The sequence below is a fragment of the Clavibacter sepedonicus genome (assembly GCF_000069225.1).
Taxonomy (GTDB): domain Bacteria; phylum Actinomycetota; class Actinomycetes; order Actinomycetales; family Microbacteriaceae; genus Clavibacter; species Clavibacter sepedonicus.
On the sequence record NC_010407.1, the window covers coordinates 952,196 to 971,298 of the forward strand.

The window sequence follows — 19,103 nt, forward strand, 5'->3', positions numbered from 1 at the left end:
CGCAGATCCGCCGTCCCACCCATCACCGGAGCCCCCGCGAAAGAGGACCCATGACCGCCACCGCACCGCCGCGTCGTCGACGCACCATCCCGGGCTTCGCCCAGATGCAGCGCCTCGGCAAGAGCCTGATGCTCCCGATCGCGGTGCTGCCCGCCGCCGGGATCCTGCTCAGGGTCGGGCAGCCGACCTGCTCGGCCGCATCGACCTGCCCGTCATCGGCCCGTTCTTCCAGGCCATGAGCGCCGCGGGCGGCGCGCTGTTCGACAACCTGGCGCTCCTCTTCGCCGTGGGCGTCGCCATCGGGTTCGCCAAGAAGGCCGACGGCTCGACCGCGCTCTCGGCGGTCGTCGGCTACCTCGTGCTCTCCAACGTCTTCACGGTCATGTCGCCGGTGGTGCTCGCCGGCCAGACCACGGTCGCCGGCGCGCAGGTGGAGATCGACTACAGCGTCTTCGGCGGGATCGTCGTGGGCCTCGTCACCGCCTGGCTGTTCGACCGGTACCACACCATCCAGCTGCCCTCCTACCTGGGCTTCTTCGGCGGCCGCCGGTTCGTGCCGATCATCGTCTCGCTCGTGAGCCTCGTCATCGGGTTCGGCCTGAGCTACGCGTACCCGGTCTTCGACCTGGGCCTCGCGGGGCTCGGCGCCTTCATCGGCGGCACCGGCGCGCTCGGCGCGTTCGTGTACGGCTTCACCAACCGGATGCTGATCCCCGTGGGCCTGCACCACATCCTCAACTCCTACGTGTGGTTCCTCCAGGGCTCCTACACGAAGGGCGACGGCAGCGTCGTCACGGGCGAGCTGACGCGCTTCGCCGCGGGGGATCCGACGGCCGGCGCGCTCACCTCGGGCTTCTACCCGGTGCTCATGTTCGGGCTCCCCGCCGCGGCGCTGGCGATGATCCACCTGTCGAACCCGGCGCAGCGCAAGGCGGCCATCGGGATCCTCGGCGCGGCGGGTCTCACGGCCTTCCTCACCGGCGTCACCGAGCCCTTGGAGTTCGCGTTCATGTTCGCGGCCTTCCCGCTGTACGTCGTGCACGCCCTGCTCACCGGGCTCTCGCTCGCGATCGCGAACCTGCTCGACATCCACCTCGGGTTCTCGTTCTCGGCGGGCCTGTTCGACCTGCTGCTCTACGGCACCGCCCCCGCGGCCAAGAACATCGGGCTGCTCGTCATCATGGGCGTGGTGTACTTCGCGGTCTACTACGTGCTCTTCCGCCTCGTCATCAAGCGGTGGAACCTGCGCACGCCGGGCCGGGAGGACGTGGCGGCGCCCGTCGACGGGGCCGCCCCCCGCCCCTGCCGAGGCGGACGCGGATGCCGCGGGCGCTGCATCCGCCCCTCCGGCCGCGGCCCCCGACGCCGCCGCGTCGGTGCCCACCGCCGAGCGGCTGATCCAGGCCTTCGGTGGGCGCGACAACCTCGTCCTCGTCGACGCGTGCATCACGCGCCTGCGCGTCGAGGTCGCGGACCGCACGCTCGTCGACCACGCGCGCCTCAAGGAGCTCGGCGCCGCCGGCGTGATCGAGGTCGGCGACAACGTCCAGGCCGTCTTCGGCCCGCGCGCGGAGTCGCTGAAGGACGCGATGCGCGAGGCCATCTGATGGAGGTCGTCGTCGTCCCGACCGCGGAGGACGCCGCCCCGCTCGTCGCCGACGCCTACCGCGCGCTGCTCGAGCGCCGGCCGGACGCGGTGCTCGGCCTCGCGACCGGCTCGACGCCCCTGCCGCTCTACTGGGAGCTCATCCGCCGCCACCGGGAGGAGGGGCTGAGCTTCGCGCGGGCACGGGCCTTCCTCCTCGACGAGTACGTGGGGCTGCCCGACGGGCACCCCGAGCGGTACCGCGCCTTCATCGCGGAGGAGCTCGAGCGGCACGTCGACTTCGCCCCCGACGCGATCCTCGGGCCGGGCGACGCCGGATCCGACCCCCTGGATGCGGGCCCCGCCTACGAGCGCGCCATCCGGGAGGCCGGCGGGATCGACCTGCAGATCCTCGGCATCGGCACCGACGGGCACCTGGCCTTCAACATGCCGATGTCGAGCCTCGGCAGCCGCACGCGTCTCAAGACCCTCACGCCCCGGACCCGCCGGGACAACGCGCGCTTCTTCGGCGGCGACGTCGATCGCGTGCCCACGCAGTGCCTCACCCAGGGGCTCGCGACGATCCTCGACAGCCGGCACGCGATCCTGCTCGGCTTCGGTCGGGCCAAGGCGCCTGCCGTGCGCGCGGCCGTCGAGGGGGCGCTGTCGGCGCGCTGGCCCGCGTCGGTCCTCCAGCTGCATCCGCACGCCACGGTGGTCGTCGACGAGGAGGCCGCGGCCGAGCTCGAATTCGTCGACCACTACCGCGACACCTTCGCGGGCAAGCCGGCCGGGCAGGGCCTCTGATGCGGCTGCGCGCCGCCCGGGCCCTCGTCGACGGCGCGTTCACGGGGCCGGTCGTCGTCGACGTCGCGGCGGGGCGGATCACGGCCGTCCACCCGGCGACGGGGGACGAGGTCGTCGACCACGACCTGGTCGACGGGACGCTCAGCGCGGGCCTGCTGGATCTCCAGGTCAACGGCTCGTTCGGCGTCGACGTCGCGTCCGCGGACAGCGCGGGCTGACGGACGCTCCTCGCCGGGCTCGCCTCGCGCGGCGTCACGGGGGTCGAGCCGACCGTGATCACCGCGCCGCTGCCCGAGATCGTGACCGCCCTCACCCGCGTCGGGCGGGCCCAGGGCGACTTCGCCGGCGAGCCGATGGCCCGGATCCTCGGCGCCCACCTCGAGGGCCCCTTCATCTCGCCCGCGCGCAAGGGCGCGCATCGCGTGGAGCGCATGCTCCTCCCGACCCCCGCCCACGTCGACGCGCTGCTCGCGGACCCGGCGGCTCGCGCCGCGCTGCGCACGGTCACGCTCGCCCCCGAGCTGCCGGGCGCCGTGGAGGCGACGCGGCGGCTGGTCGGGGAGGGCTGCGTCGTGTCCGTCGGCCACAGCGACGCCACCGCGGCCCAGGTGCGCGCCGCTGGCGATGCGGGCGCGACCATGACCACGCACGTGTTCAACGCGCAGCGCCCCCTCAAGCACCGGGAACCCGGCGTGCCGGGCGCGGTCCTCACCGACGAGCGCTTCTTCGTCGGGACGATCATCGACGGCCAGCACCTCGACCCCCGCGTCGTGTCGCTCGTGATGAGCGCGGCCGGCCGGCGCATGGTCGGGGTGACCGACGCCATCGTGACCGCCGGGCGGGAGCCCGGGGAGTGGCACGAGTTCGGCGGTCAGCCCGTCGCCAACGACGACTCCGGCCTGGGCCGCCGGCGCGACGGCACGATCGCGGGAGCGGGCGTGGTGCTCGACGAGGGGGTGCGGCGCATGATCGCCGCGGGACTGGATCCGGCGCGCATCCTCGGCGCGTGCACCGAGAACGCCGCGCGCTCGCTCGGGCGCGCCGACATCGGCCACGTCGCCGCGGGAGCGGCCGCCGACCTGGTGTGGTGGGACGCCGCGTGGCAGCCGTCGGCGGTGTGGATCGCGGGAGAGGCGATCCGCCCTCCCGTCGGCTGAGCCGCAGCGACCGGCGGGCCGGCAGCCGCCGGTGGGAGGGCGGGCGTCGTCGCCCGTCGGATCAGGCCCGGTGGATCCGCACCGTGATCACCTGGAACGCCCGCAGCACGAGTCGCACCCCGCGGCCGTCGGCCTCGGGCTCGAACGCGATCGACCGCGGGAAGCCCTCGCCGAGCGGGCGCTCGAGCACGTCCACCTCGGTGGAGCGGTCGGCGTCGAGGTGCGCCTCGAGCCGGGTCGCGGCGCGCGCGCCCGTGGACTCGTAGAGCCGCACGATCACGTCGCCCGAGCCGTCGTCGGCGAGCTTGAGCGCCTCGATCCGCACCGTCCCGCCGTGCACAGAGACGAGGCCGGATGCGGTGGGCAGCGAGGACGGGACGACCTCGGCGGCGTCCGCGGGGGCGGCCACGACGGCGGGCGGCGCCACGACGGCGGGCGCCGCCTCGGTCGCGTCGCCGGGCCGCACGACGCGCACGGGCAGGTTCTGCTCGAGCCCCGCGTCCACCGCGCCCTCGATGCCGACGCCCGGCACGAGCGCGTACTCGAACAGGTGGTGGCCGATGTCCTGCACGGGGTCGGGGGAGCGCGCCGCCCGGACCAGGCTGATCCGCAGCTCGGTCTCGACCTCGCCCGTCCCGCCGACCGTGCGCGTGATGTCGTGGCCGTAGCTGCCCGCGTTGGTGAGGGCCACGCCGTAGCCGGGCTCCTCCACGTGCACGAAGCGGTGCGCCATGACCTCGAAGCGCGCCTCGTCCCACGACGTGTTCGTGTGCGTGGGGCGGCGGACGTGCCCGAACTGGATCTCCGCGCTGTGGTGCTGCGCGTGGATCGTGAGCGGGAAGGTCACCTTGAGCAGCTTCTCGTCCTCGAGCCAGTCGAGATCGGCGGTGGCGTGGATCCGGGCGTCGTCGGCGTGCAGCGACACCCGCTGCACGACGCGCGAGCGCCCGAACTGGCGGACCACCTCGACGGTCGCGCGCAGCGGCGAGTCCTCCACGAGCTCGACCGACGCGGCCTCGACGAGGTCGGTGCGGCTCGCGCGGTAGTGCGCGTCGACGTCCCACGCGTCCCACGCGGTCGGGATGTCCTCGTGCAGCTGCAGCAGGTTCGCGAAGCGGCCGGCGGGCACGAGCTCGCGGTCCGCGAAACGGCGATCGACGATCGAGGTGATGAGGCCGCGCGCGTCGAGCGTCACGCGCAGCAGCCCGTTGTCGAGCACGGTGCCGCCATCGGCGCGCGTCGTGACGACGGGGGAGGCGGGATCCACCGCGACGAGCGGCGCGATCCCGCTGCCGGGCACCGCGACGAGTGCGAGCGCGGATCCGTCTGCCGCCTCCACGAGCGCGGTGCGCGCGTGGCCGGTCGAGTTCACCGCGAACGCTCCGGATCCGTCGCCCTCGCCTTCGCCCGTGGCCTGCGCCGTGACCCGCGCGATCGCGTCGGCCACGAGCGCGTCGAGCTCGGCGAGGCTGCGGGCGTAGTCCTCCTCGTTCTCGCGGTGCACCCACGTGATGGAGGAGCCGGGGAGGATGTCGTGGAACTGCTGCAGCAGCGTCTGCTTCCAGAGCCGGTCGAGCGCCGCGTACGGGTAGTCGGCGCCCGTGCGGACGGCCGCGATCGTCCACCACAGCTCCGCCTCGCGCAGGCGGTGCTCGGCCTGGCGGTTGCCGCGCTTCTCGCGGGCGTGCGACGTGAACGTGCCGCGGTGCAGCTCGAGGTACAGCTCGCCGACCCACACGGGCGCGTCCGGGTACTCGGCCTCGGCCTTGCGGAAGAACTCGTCCGGGTGCTCGACGACCACCTTCGGCGACCCCTCAAGGTCGGCGGTGCGGCGCTGGCGCTCCATCATGTCGCGCGTGGGACCGCCGCCGCCGTCGCCGTAGCCGAAGGGCGCGAGCGACATCGTGGCGCGGCCCTTCTCGCGGAACTGCCGCACCGCGTGGTGCGTCTCCTCCGCCTCGAGCGTGGAGTTGTAGGTGTCGATGGGCGGGAAGTGGGTGAAGATGCGCGACCCGTCGATGCCCTCCCAGAAGAAGGTGTGGTGCGGGAACGTGTTGGTCTGGTTCCAGGAGAGCTTCTGCGTGAGGAACCAGTCGAGGCCCGCGAGCTTCGCGATCTGCGGGAACGACGCCGTGTAGCCGAACGAGTCCGGCAGCCACACGCCGTGGGTCTCGACGCCGAGCTCCTCCTGGAAGAAGCGCATGCCGTGGGTGAGCTGGCGGATCATCGCCTCGCCGCCCGGGAGGTTGCCGTCGGGCTCGATCCACATGGATCCGACCGGGTACCAGGTGCCGTCCGCGATGGCCTGCTTGATGCCCTCGAACACCGTCGGGTAGTTCTCCTTCACCCAGACGTACTGCTGCGCCTGCGAGCACGCGAAGCGGAAGTCGGGGTACTGCTCGGCGAGCCGGAGCACGTTGGAGAAGGTGCGCGCGGTCTTCCGCTTCGTCTCGCGGATGGGCCAGAGCCACGCGCTGTCGATGTGGGCGTGGCCGACGCCGCTCAGCGTGTGGGCGCTCGTCCCGGCGGGGCGCGAGAGCACGTCGGCGAGCTCGGCGCGGGCGGCGGCCGCGGTGCCGACGATGTCGTCCATCGCGAGCACGTCGAGCGCGCGCTCGATCGCCCGCAGCACCTCGTGGCGGCGCGGCTCGGTCTCGGGCAGCTCCATCAGCAGCTGGTACAGCACCTCGACGTCGAAGCGCAGCGCCCACACCTCGGGCTCGAACACGGCGAGCTCGGCCTGGCGGAAGCGGTAGATGGGCTCGGCGGGCGCGGTGGCCTTGTCGCCGTAGGGCGTCGGCACGAACTCGTTGACGAGGATGTTCGGGTTGCCCGCCGCCTCCACGAGGAAGCGCACCTGCTCGCCGCCCGCGGCCTCGTCGGCGAGGCGCACGTAGGTGTTGCGCGGGTGGATCCCCTTGACCGGCACGCCGTCCATCGTGTGCACGAGGCACTCGGCCTGGTTGCCCGGCCAGTCGCCGATGAAGCCCGGGTCGATGAGCAGCTCGACCGTGCGTCCCGCCCACTCCGCGGGGATCTCGCCGGTCACCTCGAACCACCACGTGGACCACGCACGGCCCCACGGCTCACCGAGCGCGAACGGCGCGTACTCCTGCCGCATCGCCTCGGCGACGGGCACGGGCTCGTCGGGCGCCATCCACGCGCGGAGCGCGACGGGCGTCTTCGACGAGTAGACGGCGGGCGTGATCCGCTCGTCGAGCGCGCGGAGGATGCGCTCCTGGACGAGCTTCTGGTTCTGGTGCATGGGGAGTCCTTCGGGAGGTCGGGATGCAGGCAGGCGGTGGGCGCCGCGGGTCCGGGAGGGCCGCGGTCAGCGCAGGTAGGAGAGCGCCGGGAACGCGTGCATCGCGTCCTCCAGCAGGGAGCGCGCGACGGTCACGGAGTCGACGAGCGGGTGGTGCGCGAGGGCGCGTACCGCGGCAGCGCGGGATCCGCCGACGCCGGCCTCGATGGTCTGCCGCTCGACGTACTTGGCGTTGGTGACGAGGCCCACGCCGAAGTCGGGCAGCTCGGTGCCGGCGACCGGATGCGCGCCCGAGGCGTCGACGACGCACGGCACCTCGACCACGGCGTCCGCGTCGAGCGCCGCGAGCGTGCCGCGGTTGCGCACGTTGAGGATCAGCCGCGCGCTCTGGTCGTACGCGATGCCGCGCATGAGCGCGATCGCGACGTCCTCGTAGCCGCCCGAGACGAGGTCGTTCTCGTCGCGGTCGCCCATGCCGGCCGACTGGCGGTTCGTGGCCATGTACGTGGTCTCGCGGTCGAGCCGCGTGCGCTCCCAGAGCGCGAGCGCGGACACGTCGTGCCGGTGCTCGAGCTGCTCGTAGAACCGGCCCTGCTGCTCCACGAGGAAGGCGCCGCGCGTCTGCGCGGCCAGCTGGTCGGCGTGCCGCACCTCGCGCTGGAAGTAGTAGTAGTGCAGGTACTCGTTCGGCACGGCGCCGAGCTCGGTGACCCATTCGGCGCCGAAGAGCCGGCCCTCCTCGAACGTGCCGATGAGGTCGGGGCGGGCCATGAGGTCTGGCAGCACGTCGCGGCCGTCGACGCGGAGGCCGCGCAGCCAGCCGAGGTGGTTGAGCCCGGCGTAGTCGATGACCACGTCGTCGCCCTGCACCCCGAGCGCGCCGAGCACGCGGCGGGCGAGCCCGATGGGGGAGTCGCAGATCCCGATGACGCGGTCGCCGAGCACGCGGGACATGGCCTCGGTGACGACGCCGGCCGGGTTCGTGAAGTTGATGACCCAGGCGTCGGGGGCCTGCGCGCGGATCCGCTCGGCGAGGTCCATGACGACCGGCAGCGTCCGCAGCGCGTACGAGATGCCGCCATAGCCGACGGTCTCCTGCCCGATGACGCCGTGCGCCATGCCGAGGCGCTCGTCGCACGAGCGCCCCGCCATGCCGCCCACCCGGATCGCGGAGAACACGAACGAGGCGCCCGCCAGCGCCTCGTCGAGATCGGTGTGCAGCGTGATCACCGGGGCGTCGGCGTACGCGGCCGCCTGCTCGGCGAGCACGCGCGCGACGGCCGTGAGGCGCACCTCGTCGGTGTCGTAGAGGGCCACGTGGTCGACGCGGCCGGCCTCGTGGTCGCGCAGCAGCGCCGAGTAGACGAGCGGGACGCGGAAGCCGCCCCCGCCCAGGATCGTGAGCCTCATGCGACGGTCACCGACACTCCCTTGTCCGCGAGGCCCTGCGACACCCGCTCGTGCGGGGCGGCCTCGGTGATCAGCTGCGTCAACGACGCGGTGGGGGCGACACGGCCGGCGCCGGTGCCCGGGAACTTGGAGGAGTCGGCGAGCACCGTGACCCGGTCGCTCACCTCCGCCATCGCGCGCTTGATGGGCACCTGGGCCATCGTCGTGTCGCGCAGGTCGCCGTTGTCGGCGATGCCGCTCACGCCCACGAACGCGTGGTCGGCGTGCAGCATCCGCAGGCTCTCGGCCGTGAGGGGGCCGGACACCGAGCGGTAGACCGGATCCCAGTCGCCCGGCAGCAGGATGAGCCGCACGGTCCGGTCGTCGCGCAGCACGTCGAACGCGGCGACGTTCGCGGTGATCACCGTGAGGGAGCGGCCGCGCAGCTGCTCGGCGAGGTGCAGCGTGGTGGTGCCGATGTCGAGCACGACCGACTGGCCGTCCTGGATCTGCGCCGCCGCGGCCCGCGCGATGCGCTCCTTGGCCTCGCGGTTCACCTGCTCCACCTCGGCGAACGGCGCGTCGACCTCGACGAGCACCGCGCCGCCGTGGGTGCGCCGGAGCGCGCCCTGCTCGTCGAGGCGGGCCAGGTCGCGGCGGATGGTCGCGTCGCTCGTCCCGGCGGCCTCGGCGAGCTCGGCGACCGTGGCGCTGCGGGTGGCGCGCAGCCGGTCGAGGATCACGAACTCTCGGGCGTCTCTCATGATGTGAACATTAGCGCGCAGGATCAGTCAGAAACAATCTCGTAATGAACAAGGTCTTCCATCCATGTGCTCACATGGGCTAGAAACGTCACTACCGGTCGGCGGGCACCCGTCGACCTCGTCCCGCCGGCAGCGTCGCCGTCGGCGGACCCGCACCGCTTCCCGCCTGGGCCGCGTCGCGGCCCACCCGAAGGAATGAGGTCCCCGTGTCCGCAGCCCCGCGTCCCGACCAGGCCGCCGCCGACCAGGCCCCCGCCGGGCTGCTCGTCGTCGGCCAGCTGTTCGCGGACGTCGTGTTCGGCGAGCTGCCGGGCGGACCGCGACCGGGCCACGAGATCTGGACGTCGTCCTTCGGCCACGGCCCGGGCGGCATCGCGAACTTCGCCATCGCCGGCGCGCGCCTCGGGGTGCCGACCACCATCGCGGCGGCCGTGGGCACGGATCCCTTCTCCCTCCTGGTGCGCGCCGCGCTCGCCGCCGAGGGCGTGGTGCTCGACCACCTGGTGACCCTCGACGACTGGGCGCTGCCCGTCACCGCGTCGCTCGGCTACGACGACGACCGCGCGCTCGTCACGGGCGGCGTGCCCTGCCCGCTCGGATCCGACGAGCTCGTGCCGGGCGAGGTGCCGGCCGCCGCCGCGGCGCTCGTGCACCTGGATCCGCACCGCAGCTCCTGGATCGGGCGCGCCGCCGCAGCAGGCACCGACGTCTACGCCGACGTGGGCTGGGACCCGTCCGAGCGCTGGGATCCCGCCATCCTCGACCAGCTCGACGACTGCCACGCGTTCATCCCGAACGAGCTCGAGGCCTCCGCGTACACGGGCACCGACTCGGCCGTGCAGGCCGCCCGGGCGCTCGCCGCGCGCGTGCCGCTCAGCGTCGTGACCTCCGGATCCCGCGGCGTCGTCGCCGTGGACGCGGCCCGCGGCGAGGAGGTCGTGCGGCCTCCGCTCGCCGTGCGCGCGATCGACGCGACCGGCGCGGGCGACGTGTTCGGCGCGTCCCTCGCCGCGTCCGCCCGGGCGCCGTGGACCCTGACCCAGCGCATCGACTTCGCCTGCCTCGTCGCGGGGATCACGGTCACCCGCCCCGGCGGCGCGTCCGGGGCCCCGCGCCTCGACGAGCTCGTGCCCTGGCTGCGCGCGCATCCCGAGGCAGCGGAGCCCGGCCGCTACGACTACCTCGCTGACTCCCTCGACCACCCCGACGGCGCGCGCCTGCTCGCCTGACGCGAGCCGCCGCACGCGACCCGCGATCCCTCCCCGCATCTCCGCCCCGACCCGCCCGTCCCCCCACCGAATCGAGAACCACCATGTCCCACCACCCCGCCCGCCGGTCCCGCGCCCGGCGCATCGTCGTCGGCGTCGCGACCCTCGCGCTCCTCGCGCCGGTCCTCGCCTCCTGCTCGTCGTCGTCGGGATCCTCGGCAGGCGGCCAGCTCGACCTCTGGATCTGGCCGGACGGCCTCAGCCAGACGGTGCTCGACAAGGTGCCGGCCGAGGTGCCGGGCACGACGCTCAACGTCTCGACCATCGGCGGCGACTTCAAGCAGAAGCTCGTCACCACCTTCACCGGCCGCTCGGGCCTGCCGTCCGTCACGGGCGTCAAGGGCGAGGACATGCCGTACTTCCTCAGCGAGGACGGCCTCTTCGAGGACCTCGACCAGCTCGGCGCGAAGGACGTCACCGACCAGTACCCGGCATGGAAGCTGAAGGAGGCGACCACGAAGGACGGCCAGCTCATCGGCCTCCCCATCGACATCGGCCCCACCGCCCTCTACTACCGGGCGGACGTGTTCAAGAAGGCGGGCCTCCCCAGCGAGCCGGCCGACGTCGCCGCGGCGACGGCCACGTGGGACGACTACTTCGCGTTCGGCAAGAAGCTCAAGGCGGCGACCGGCGGCGCGATCTTCGTCGACGCCTCGGACGTGTTCACCAAGTCCATCGGCCAGGGCACCACGCGGTTCGTGGACGAGGACGGCGACTTCACGGGCGACAGCCCCGAGATCAAGACCGCGTGGGACCGCGCGGTGCTCGCGTACAAGGACGGCCTGACGGCGAACGTCACCGACGGCAGCCCGGACTGGGCCTCGGCCATCAGCAACGGATCCCTCCCCGCCCTCCTCGGCGCGTCCTGGTACCAGGCCGACATCAAGAGCGCGACCGCCGACACCTCGGGCGACTGGCGCGTGGCGCCCATGCCCGGCGGACCCGCGAACATCGGCGGCTCGTTCCTCTCCATCCCCGCCGGCACGAAGGACCCCCAGGCCGCGTTCGCGGTGATCAAGGACGTGCTCAGCGAGGACAACCAGGTGACCGCGTACGCCGACAAGGGCATCTTCCCGTCGGCCACCGCCGCCTACGACTCCCCGGAGCTGCAGAAGGGCGACGACTTCTTCGGCGGCCAGTCGACCGTCGGGATCTTCGCCGACGCGGCCGCCAAGATGCCCACCGCCTACACGAGCCCCTACGACAGCCAGGTGCAGGCCGCGTTCGTCACCGAGCTGCAGAACGTCACGTCGCTCGGCAAGGACCCGGACCAGGCCTGGGACGACGCCGTCGCCGCCGGCGAGGCCGCGCTGAAGACCGCGAAGCAGTGATCCCCGTCGCCGTCCGCCCAGGAGGGCGCCCGCCCGCGCCCTCCCGGGCGGGCGCGGGTCCCTCGGGCTCCGCGCCGTCCCGGGCGGGCGCGGGCACGCGGGGCCTCCGCCGCACGTGGCCGTACTACGTCGCCATCGCGCCGTTCTTCGTGCTGTTCGCGATCTTCGGCCTGTTCCCCGCCGTCTACTCGCTCGTGCTCTCGTTCCAGGACTGGAACGGGCTCGGCACGGCCAAGTGGGTGGGCCTCGCGAACTTCCAGGCCCTCGCGGCCGACGCCACCTTCTGGCTGTCGATCAAGAACACGCTCATCATCTTCGCGCTGTCCACGTTCCCGATGATGGTGATCGCGGTCGTCGTCGCGGCCATGCTCAACTCGGCGAAGCGGCTCAGCACCTTCTACAAGATCAGCTACTTCGTGCCGAACGTGACGAGCGTGGTGGCGATGGCGGTGCTGTTCGGATCCATCTTCGGCGACAGCTTCGGGCTCGTGAACGCGGGCCTCCGCGCGATCGGGCTCGACGGCGTGGCCTGGCTCTCGACGCCGTGGGCGATCCAGGTGACCATCGCGATCCTCATCACGTACCAGTGGACCGGCTACAACGCGATCATCTTCCTCGCGGGCATGCAGGCCATCGGCACCGAGGTCTACGAGGCCGCCAAGCTCGACGGCGCCGGCGCCATCCGCACGTTCTGGTCGGTGACGCTGCCGCTGCTGCGCCCCACGATCCTGTTCGTGCTCGTGGTCTCGACCATCACGGGCCTGCAGAGCTTCACCGAGGCGCAGGTGCTCACGGCCTCGTCCAGCACGACGAACCCGAACTCGGGCGGCGCGGGCCAGGCCGGCCTCACGACCGTCCTGTACTTCTACCAGCAGGCCTTCAACTACAACCGCTTCGGCTACGGCGCCGCCATCGCGTGGGGCGTGTTCCTGCTCGTGGTGATCTTCTCCATCATCAGCTTCCGGCTCGGGTCGGAGAAGAAGGAGAAGGTCGTGCGGGCGGCCGGCACGAGGAAGGGGCACCGCGCATGAGCACGACCGTCCACGCCGCGGGATCCGCCGCGGCCCGTGTCGCCGACCGGGCATCGGGCCGGCCGCGCGACGAGCGCACCGGCCGTCCCGCCGGCCGTCGGCAGCTGCCGCCCGGACGCGTGATCCTGCACGGGATCCTCTTCGCGGGATCCATCGTGAGCCTCTTCCCGCTCTACTGGCTCGTCGTGATGGCGAGCAACACCACGAGCGACATCTACAAGTCGCCGCCCGTGCTCGTGCCGGGGCCGCACCTGTGGGACAACATCCAGGCCGTGTTCCGCACGATCGACTTCGGCGGATCGCTCATGAACACCGTCATCGTCGCGGTCTCCGTGACGGTGCTCGTGCTGTTCTTCGACTCGATCGCGGCGTTCACGTTCGCGAAGTACGAGTTCCCCGGCCGCCGCGTGCTCTTCGGGCTGCTGCTCGTGACGTTCATGCTGCCCGCGCAGCTGTCGGTGATCCCGCAGTTCGTGACGATGATCAACCTCGGCTGGGTCGGCCAGCTGCAGGCGCTCATCGTGCCGGCCGCCGCGAACGCGTTCGGCATCTTCTGGCTGCGGCAGTTCATCATCTCGAGCGTGCCGGACGAGCTCATCGACGCGGCGCGCATCGACGGCGCCGGGTTCTTCCGGCAGTACCTCACCGTGTGCCTGCCGCTCATCCGGCCGGGCCTCGGGTTCCTCGGGATCTTCACCTTCATCGCCGCGTGGAACGACTACCTCTGGCCGCTCATCGTGCTGAACGACCCGGGCACGCTCACGCTGCAGGTCGCGATGAGCCAGCTCAACAGCGCCCACGGCAAGGACTACGGCATGGTCATGGCGGGCGCGCTGCTCGCGGTGATCCCGCTCATCGTCGTGTTCCTCGTGGGGGCGAAGCAGTTCATCGGCGACATCGCGAAGGGCGCGCTGAAGTGACGGACGTCTCGACGCGACCGCCGCGCATCACGGCCGTGGACGACGCGGCTGCCCTCGGGATGGCGGCGGCCGACGTGGTGCAGGCGTTCATCGGCGAGGACCCAGCCGGCGTGCTCGGTGTCGCGACCGGATCCAGCCCCGAGCCGCTCTACGCCGAGCTCGCCCGGCGGCACCGGGAACGCGGCCTCGTCACCGACGGCCTCTCGCTCGTGGCGCTCGACGAGTACGTGGGGCTCCCGGCCGGGCACCCGCAGTCGTACCTCGCGTTCGTGCGGGACCGCATCGCCGAGCCGCTCGGCGTGCCGAGCGCGCGCGTCATCGTGCCCGACGGCACGGCGGGCGACCCGCGCGCGGCGGCGCACGAGCACGAGCGGCGGATCCGACGGCTCGGCGGCGCGGGCCTCCAGATCGTGGGCATCGGCGCCAACGGGCACCTCGGCTTCAACGAGCCGGGCTCGCCCTTCGACGGGATCAGCCGCGTGGTGCGCCTCGCCGAGGGCACGCGGCGCGACAACGCGCGGTACTTCGGCGGGGATCCCCGGCGAGTGCCGACGCACGCCATCACGCAGGGCATCGCGACGATCATGACGGCCGAGCGGATCCTGCTCGTCGCCTCCGGCGCGCGGAAGGCCGACGCGCTCGCCGCGGCGCTCGCCGGACCGGTCGCGGAGGCGGTGCCCGCGTCGATCCTGCAGCGGCACCCGCGCGTGACCGTCGTCGCCGACCGGGCCGCGCTCGCGGGGCTCGCGGCGCTCGCCTGATCGGCGCGGTCGCCTGACCGACGCGGGCGCGGCGGCCGCCGCCCCGCATCCGCCCTCACCGCGCCCCGGCGCACCGACCAGCACGGGAGTCCCCGCATGTCCCACCTCGACGACGTCGCCCCCGGATCCGCCTCGAGGCTCCGCCCGCGCGCCCGCTTCGCGACGGACGCGCCCGTCCTCTCCCTCGACGGCGACTGGCGGTTCCGCCTGCTGCCGGAGGCGCCGGTCGACCGGGCCGGAGCGACGCCCGAGGTCGCGGATCCGGCCCTCGACGCCGCCGCCCTCGACGCGGCCGGCTGGACGACGCTTCCCGTGCCGAGCCACTGGGTGCTGCACGGCCACGGATCGCCCGCGTACACGAACCTCCAGTACCTGTTCCCCATCGACCCGCCGCACGTGCCCGACGCGAACCCGACGGGCGAGCACCGGCGCGTGTTCTCGCTGCCCGCCTCCCTCGCGGGCGCCGACCGCGTGCTGCTGCGCACCGACGGGATCGAGGGGCTCGCGACGTTCTGGGTCAACGGCGTCGAGGCGGGCTGGACGACCGGCAGCCGCCTCACGACCGAGCTCGACGTGACGGAGCTGCTCGTGCCGGGGGAGAACGTGCTCGGGATCCGCGTGCACCAGTGGTCGGCCGCCTCCTACCTCGAGGACCAGGACCAGTGGTGGCTGCCCGGGATCTTCCGCTCGATCGAGCTGCTCGCCCGGCCCGTCGGCGCCCTCGACGACGTGCGGGTGCGGGCCGACCGCGACCCGGCCGACGGATCCGGCCGCCTCGACGTGCAGGTCGACGGCGCGTTCCCCGTGGTGGTGCGCGTGCCCGAGCTGGGGATCCACGCGACCTGGGAGACCGCGGCCGACGTCGCGCCCGTCTCCCTCCCCGCGGTCGAGGCGTGGAACGCCGAGCGGCCGCGCCTCTACGACGCGACCGTGTCGTCGCCCGGCGAGACGGCGACGCTGCGCATCGGCTTCCGCACGGTGCGCATCGACGGCGACGCGCTCCTCGTCGACGGCCGCCGCCTCACCTTCCGCGGCGTCAACCGGCACGAGTCGCACCCCGAGCGCGGCCGCGTGTTCGACGAGGCCGAGGCGCGCGCCGACCTCGAGCTGATGAAGCGGAGCGGCGTGAACGCGATCCGCACTTCCCACTACCCGCCGCATCCGCGCCTCATCGACATCGCCGACGAGCTCGGCTTCTGGGTCGTGCTCGAGTGCGACCTCGAGACGCACGGCTTCTGGGACGTCGAGTGGCGGGACAACCCCTCCGACGACCCGCGCTGGCGCGATGCCTACCTCGACCGCATCGCCCGCACGGTCGGCCGCGACCGCAACCACCCGTCGATCGTGATGTGGTCACTCGGCAACGAGTCCGGCACCGGGCGCAACATCGCCGCGATGTCGGCGTGGGTGCGGCGCGCGGATCCGACCCGTCCCGTGCACTACGAGGGCGACCTCACGGGCGAGCACACCGACGTGTACTCGCGCATGTACCCGACGCTCGAGGAGATCGACTCGGTGTGCGGCACGCCCGTGGCGAGCATCCACGAGACCACGGGCGCGGCGGGCGCGAAGCAGCGCGCGAAGCCCTTCATCCTGTGCGAGTACGGGCACGCGATGGGCAACGGCCCTGGATCCCTCGCCGACTACGAGGACGCCATCGACCGCTGGCCGCGCCTGCACGGCGGCTTCGTGTGGGAGTGGCGCGACCACGGGCTGCTCGCGCGCACCGCGGACGGCCGGCCCTTCCACGCGTACGGCGGCGACTTCGGCGAGCCCGTGCACGACGGGTCGTTCGTGATGGACGGCCTGCTGCTCTCCGACGGCACGCCCACCCCGGGCCTCGCCGAGCTCGCGGCGGTCATCGCGCCCGTGCGGGTGCGGGTCGCGGCCGACGGATCCGGCGTGCGGGTGGAGAACCGGCGGCACAGCGCATCCACCGACGACGTCGACCTCGTCTGGATCCTCGCCCACGACGGCCGACCCGTCGCCCGCGGGATCCTCGAGCACGCGCCCCTCGTGGCGGGCTCCACGGCGACGCTCCCGCTGCCCGCCGAGGCGCGCGCCGCCGGCCACGCCGAGGAGGCGCACGTGACGGTGCAGGTGGTGACGCGGCACGACGCGCCGTGGGCCGAGGCCGGTCACGTCGTGTCGTCGCACCAGGCGCTCGTGCGCGACCGGCCCGCACCGAGGCCGCGTCCGGCCGGGCGTTGGTACGGGGACGCGCTCGGCGTCGGGACCTTTGACGCGCGCGGCGACCTCGTCTCCTGGGGCGGCGTGCCCGTGCGCGGCCCGCGGCTGGAACTGTGGCGCGCCCCGACCGAGAACGACCGCGGGGCTGGCCAGGGATCGTACGAGCTGGCCGAGCCCGAGCTGACCCGCGGCCGCGGCGCCGAGGAGTCCCCGCCGTCGGCCGACCGGTGGAGGGGGCGCGGGCTGCACCGGCTCACGCACCGGCTCCTCGGATCCACCCGCACCGCCGACGGAGTGGAGACGCGGATGCGCGTGCAGGCCGCGCACTCCGGCGCAGGCGTCGACGTGGCCTTCCGCTGGACCGCGACCGACCGCGGCCTCCTGCTCGCGACCGAGGCCGTGCCCTTCGGTGTGTGGGACTGCACCTGGCCGCGCGTCGGTGTGCGCATCGCCCTGCCCGCCGCGCTCGCGGACCACCCGGTCACCTGGCACGGCACCGGCCCCGGGGAGTCGTACGCGGACAGCCGCGCCGCCGCCCGCGTCGGCCGCTTCGCGTCGAGCGTCGACGGCCTCGCGGTCACCTACGCGCGCCCGCAGGAGACGGGCCACCGGCCGGAGCTGCGCTCGCTCGTGGTCGGCGACGGATCCGCGACCCCGCTCACCGTGACGACCGTGCCCGACGGATCCGGCCACCGCGCCGGCTTCCAGCTCTCCCGCTGGACCCCGCAGCAGATGACCGACGTCGGCCACCCGCACGAGCTGCCCGACCCCGACGGGCTCCATCTGCTCCTCGACGACGCCCAGCACGGCCTCGGATCCCGCGCGTGCGGCCCCGACGTGCTCCCGCGCCACGCGCTCTGGCCGTCGCTGCGCACGTGGGAGGTGCTGCTGGGGTAGCCCGGCGAGCCGCCGTGTCCGCCCCGAGCCGTGCGTGCCGCGTCAGATCGTGCGCGTGGAGCTCGTCCAGCCGACGACCCAGTCCGGCATCCGCATGTCGTCGGGGGCCGGGCCGACGAGCTCGTCCAGCTCCGACGCGGACACCGTCCCGCCGCCCTCCTGGAGGAAGCGGTTGCGGACGACGGCGTGCGCCGCGACCTGATCCCCGACGAGGAAGGTCTGCTCGACGTACGACCACCTGTCGTGCGTGCCGAGGACCCGGCTCTCGACGACGAACCGCTCCCCGAGGGTGAGGGAGCGGCGGTAGGTGACGGTCTGCCCCGCGACGACCGGGTACCAGCCGCGCGCGCGGACCCGGGCCCAGAGGCCGGAGCGCACGAGGAGGTCCAGGCGGGCGACGTCCATGATCGTGAGGTACCGGCCGTTGTTCATGTGGCCGAACAGGTCGAGGTCGTTCGGGAGCACCCGGAAGGCCGTCCGCGCGGTGTCCCATATGCTGAGGCGCCCCCGGCGGCGTGCGGTGAGGCGCATGAGCAGCAGGCGGAAGTAGAGGTTCACGGTTCTCCGTTCGAGGGTAGGGCGCCGCTACCGCCCTCCGAGGGGGTGGGGCGGGCGCTGGGCACGACGCTACGGATCCGGTCGGCCGATCGCGTCGGCAGTCCACATGGCGTGGGCCGCGTCCCGCTCCCGGAGCGCTCGTGCGCGGTCCCCGCGTCGACGGATCCGTTCCGCGACGGCACCGGGATCCGCCCACCCGCTGGCGCTAGGCTCCATGCGCGCGCATGGAACTGATCCGTGCGGGAAGGAACACACCATGAGCACCACGTACCGCGTCGGCTACCTCGTCGGCAGCCTGTCGTCCACCTCCATCAACCGGGCCCTGTCGCTCGCCCTGAAGCGCCTCGGCGCGCAGGCCGGACTCGAGCTCACCGAGATCCCGATCCAGCCGCTGCCCTTCTGCAGCGCCGACATGGACGGCGACTACCCCGCGGTCGCGAACGACTTCAAGGCCGCGATCGCCGACGCGGACGCGATCATGATCGTCACGCCCGAGTACAACCGCTCGGTCCCCGGCGTCCTCAAGAACGCGCTCGACTTCGCGAGCCGCCCCTACGGCGAGAACGCGTTCCAGGGCAAGCCCAGCGCGGTCATCGGCACGTCCATCGGCGCGGTCGGCACGGCGGTCGCGCAGCAGCACCTGCGCAGCATCCTGTCGTTCCTCGCGTCGCCCGAGCTGTCGCAGCCCGAGGCGTACATCCAGAACACCGAGGGCCTCATCTCGCCCGAGGGCGCGATCTCGAACGCGGGCACCGATGAGTTCCTCGTCGGCTGGCTGCAGGCGTTCCACGCGCACATCGAGAAGAACCTGGCGAGCGTCTCGGCGTAGTCGCCGACGCACGACGCGAGGGGCCCGGGCGGGAACGTCCGGGCCCCTCGTGTGGGCGCGGGTCGTGTGGCGGCTCCGTCGCCCGTCCCCGGGACCCGGCATGCGATGCTTCCGGGCATGCGCAAGCCCATCCCCACCTGGATCGCGGTTCTCATCACGTTCCTCCTCGGCGTGATCTCCTTCTCCCTCCTCCGATCGGCGTGGTCGATCGTGCTCTTCGGTGTCCTCGTCCTCGGCACCGCGGTCATCCACCGGGTCGTGTCCCGGCGCCTCCGGAGGTAGTCCGCGGCCGGGTCGGGCGGCGCGTGGGAACGAGGGTCGAAGCGGCGGGTGGGGTAAGGCTATGCTTAC

At 73.2% G+C, this 19,103-nt stretch carries 17 protein-coding genes and 1 pseudogene; 14 read left to right on the plus strand and 4 right to left on the minus strand.

The genetic code is table 11. The features are described from left to right. Nucleotides 1-50 precede the first annotated feature (50 nt). The 6 genes and pseudogenes from CMS_RS17545 to CMS_RS04585 all read left to right on the plus strand — a co-directional run bounded on the left by CMS_RS17545 (nt 51) and on the right by CMS_RS04585 (nt 3,549). Nucleotides 51-239 carry a hypothetical protein gene (locus CMS_RS17545; RefSeq protein WP_198433871.1) on the plus strand — a complete coding sequence of 63 codons (189 nt, stop codon included), beginning with the start codon at nt 51-53 and terminating at the stop codon, nt 237-239. Continuing rightward, a pseudogene (locus tag CMS_RS17755) lies at nt 236-997 on the plus strand (PTS transporter subunit EIIC); the annotation flags it as partial. The gene CMS_RS17545 and the pseudogene CMS_RS17755, both read left to right, overlap by 4 nt. A gap of 379 nt (nt 998-1,376) precedes the next feature. Then, on the plus strand, nt 1,377-1,607 hold the full coding sequence (locus CMS_RS17550) for a glucose PTS transporter subunit EIIB (protein WP_198433879.1): 231 nt from the start codon (nt 1,377-1,379) through the stop codon (nt 1,605-1,607). After that, nucleotides 1,607-2,392 (plus strand): glucosamine-6-phosphate deaminase, encoded by a 786-nt coding sequence (nagB, locus tag CMS_RS17760; protein WP_041464404.1) that lies wholly within the window; start codon nt 1,607-1,609, stop codon nt 2,390-2,392. Before CMS_RS17550 ends, nagB begins: the two co-directional genes overlap by 1 nt. After that, nucleotides 2,392-2,610, plus strand: a complete 219-nt coding sequence (locus tag CMS_RS16175; protein ID WP_049791891.1) for a hypothetical protein — start codon at nt 2,392-2,394, stop codon at nt 2,608-2,610. The genes nagB and CMS_RS16175 overlap by 1 nt, the downstream gene beginning before the upstream one ends. A 54-nt stretch (nt 2,611-2,664) precedes the next feature. Further along, nucleotides 2,665-3,549 (plus strand): N-acetylglucosamine-6-phosphate deacetylase, encoded by an 885-nt coding sequence (locus tag CMS_RS04585; RefSeq protein ID WP_049791892.1) that lies wholly within the window; start codon nt 2,665-2,667, stop codon nt 3,547-3,549. A gap of 61 nt (nt 3,550-3,610) precedes the next feature. Here the strand turns inward: CMS_RS04585 and CMS_RS04590 are convergent, their stop codons facing one another. The 3 genes from CMS_RS04590 to CMS_RS04600 all read right to left on the minus strand — a co-directional run bounded on the left by CMS_RS04590 (nt 3,611) and on the right by CMS_RS04600 (nt 8,967). Further along, on the minus strand, nt 3,611-6,814 hold the full coding sequence (locus CMS_RS04590; protein ID WP_012298330.1) for an alpha-mannosidase: 3,204 nt from the start codon (nt 6,812-6,814) through the stop codon (nt 3,611-3,613). A gap of 66 nt (nt 6,815-6,880) precedes the next feature. Then, a complete protein-coding gene (locus tag CMS_RS04595) occupies nt 6,881-8,224 on the minus strand; it encodes a 6-phospho-beta-glucosidase (protein ID WP_041464405.1) in 1,344 nt (447 codons plus the stop codon). Next, nucleotides 8,221-8,967 carry a DeoR/GlpR family DNA-binding transcription regulator gene (locus CMS_RS04600; protein WP_041464406.1) on the minus strand — a complete coding sequence of 249 codons (747 nt, stop codon included), beginning with the start codon at nt 8,965-8,967 and terminating at the stop codon, nt 8,221-8,223. Before CMS_RS04600 ends, CMS_RS04595 begins: the two co-directional genes overlap by 4 nt. Nucleotides 8,968-9,173: 206 nt before the next feature. On the opposite strand from CMS_RS04600, the gene CMS_RS04605 reads away from it, so the two are divergent. From CMS_RS04605 to CMS_RS04630, 6 genes are all read left to right on the plus strand, one after another. Next, on the plus strand, nt 9,174-10,196 hold the full coding sequence (locus CMS_RS04605; RefSeq protein WP_012298333.1) for a carbohydrate kinase family protein: 1,023 nt from the start codon (nt 9,174-9,176) through the stop codon (nt 10,194-10,196). Nucleotides 10,197-10,279: 83 nt separating this feature from the next. Next, on the plus strand, nt 10,280-11,566 hold the full coding sequence (locus CMS_RS04610) for an ABC transporter substrate-binding protein (RefSeq protein ID WP_012298334.1): 1,287 nt from the start codon (nt 10,280-10,282) through the stop codon (nt 11,564-11,566). Continuing rightward, the gene (locus CMS_RS04615) at nt 11,563-12,597 is read left to right on the plus strand and encodes a carbohydrate ABC transporter permease (RefSeq protein WP_012298335.1); all 1,035 of its coding nucleotides are present in this window, start codon (nt 11,563-11,565) and stop codon (nt 12,595-12,597) included. Before CMS_RS04610 ends, CMS_RS04615 begins: the two co-directional genes overlap by 4 nt. Beyond that, on the plus strand, nt 12,594-13,517 hold the full coding sequence (locus tag CMS_RS04620; protein WP_041464407.1) for a carbohydrate ABC transporter permease: 924 nt from the start codon (nt 12,594-12,596) through the stop codon (nt 13,515-13,517). The genes CMS_RS04615 and CMS_RS04620 overlap by 4 nt, the downstream gene beginning before the upstream one ends. Then, complete coding sequence (locus CMS_RS04625; protein WP_012298337.1) at nt 13,514-14,278, plus strand: glucosamine-6-phosphate deaminase; 765 nt, start codon at nt 13,514-13,516, stop codon at nt 14,276-14,278. The genes CMS_RS04620 and CMS_RS04625 overlap by 4 nt, the downstream gene beginning before the upstream one ends. Before the next feature lie 96 nt (nt 14,279-14,374). After that, nucleotides 14,375-17,365 (plus strand): glycoside hydrolase family 2 TIM barrel-domain containing protein, encoded by a 2,991-nt coding sequence (locus CMS_RS04630; protein ID WP_012298338.1) that lies wholly within the window; start codon nt 14,375-14,377, stop codon nt 17,363-17,365. Between the two features lie 42 nt (nt 17,366-17,407). On the opposite strand, the gene CMS_RS04635 is transcribed toward CMS_RS04630, so the two are convergent. After that, on the minus strand, nt 17,408-17,923 hold the full coding sequence (locus CMS_RS04635) for an acyl-CoA thioesterase (RefSeq protein WP_041464408.1): 516 nt from the start codon (nt 17,921-17,923) through the stop codon (nt 17,408-17,410). 256 nt (nt 17,924-18,179) lie between these two features. On the opposite strand from CMS_RS04635, the gene CMS_RS04640 reads away from it, so the two are divergent. After that, a complete protein-coding gene (locus tag CMS_RS04640) occupies nt 18,180-18,752 on the plus strand; it encodes an NADPH-dependent FMN reductase (RefSeq protein WP_012298340.1) in 573 nt (190 codons plus the stop codon). A gap of 117 nt (nt 18,753-18,869) precedes the next feature. Beyond that, on the plus strand, nt 18,870-19,034 hold the full coding sequence (locus CMS_RS17290; protein ID WP_158309435.1) for a hypothetical protein: 165 nt from the start codon (nt 18,870-18,872) through the stop codon (nt 19,032-19,034). Nucleotides 19,035-19,103 lie beyond the last annotated feature (69 nt).

Excerpts from the sequence above, each read along its gene's own strand:
- CMS_RS17545 (WP_198433871.1), top strand. The coding sequence starts at position 51 with ATGACCGCCACCGCACCGCCGCGTCGTCGACGCACCATCCCGGGCTTC.
- CMS_RS04595 (WP_041464405.1), bottom strand. The coding sequence starts at position 8,224 with ATGAGGCTCACGATCCTGGGCGGGGGCGGCTTCCGCGTCCCGCTCGTC.
- CMS_RS04620 (WP_041464407.1), top strand. The coding sequence starts at position 12,594 with ATGAGCACGACCGTCCACGCCGCGGGATCCGCCGCGGCCCGTGTCGCC.
- CMS_RS04600 (WP_041464406.1), bottom strand. The coding sequence starts at position 8,967 with ATGAGAGACGCCCGAGAGTTCGTGATCCTCGACCGGCTGCGCGCCACC.
- CMS_RS04610 (WP_012298334.1), top strand. The coding sequence starts at position 10,280 with ATGTCCCACCACCCCGCCCGCCGGTCCCGCGCCCGGCGCATCGTCGTC.
- CMS_RS16175 (WP_049791891.1), top strand. The coding sequence starts at position 2,392 with ATGCGGCTGCGCGCCGCCCGGGCCCTCGTCGACGGCGCGTTCACGGGG.
- CMS_RS17290 (WP_158309435.1), top strand. The coding sequence starts at position 18,870 with ATGCGCAAGCCCATCCCCACCTGGATCGCGGTTCTCATCACGTTCCTC.
- CMS_RS04640 (WP_012298340.1), top strand. The coding sequence starts at position 18,180 with ATGAGCACCACGTACCGCGTCGGCTACCTCGTCGGCAGCCTGTCGTCC.
- CMS_RS04590 (WP_012298330.1), bottom strand. The coding sequence starts at position 6,814 with ATGCACCAGAACCAGAAGCTCGTCCAGGAGCGCATCCTCCGCGCGCTC.
- nagB (WP_041464404.1), top strand. The coding sequence starts at position 1,607 with ATGGAGGTCGTCGTCGTCCCGACCGCGGAGGACGCCGCCCCGCTCGTC.
- CMS_RS04630 (WP_012298338.1), top strand. The coding sequence starts at position 14,375 with ATGTCCCACCTCGACGACGTCGCCCCCGGATCCGCCTCGAGGCTCCGC.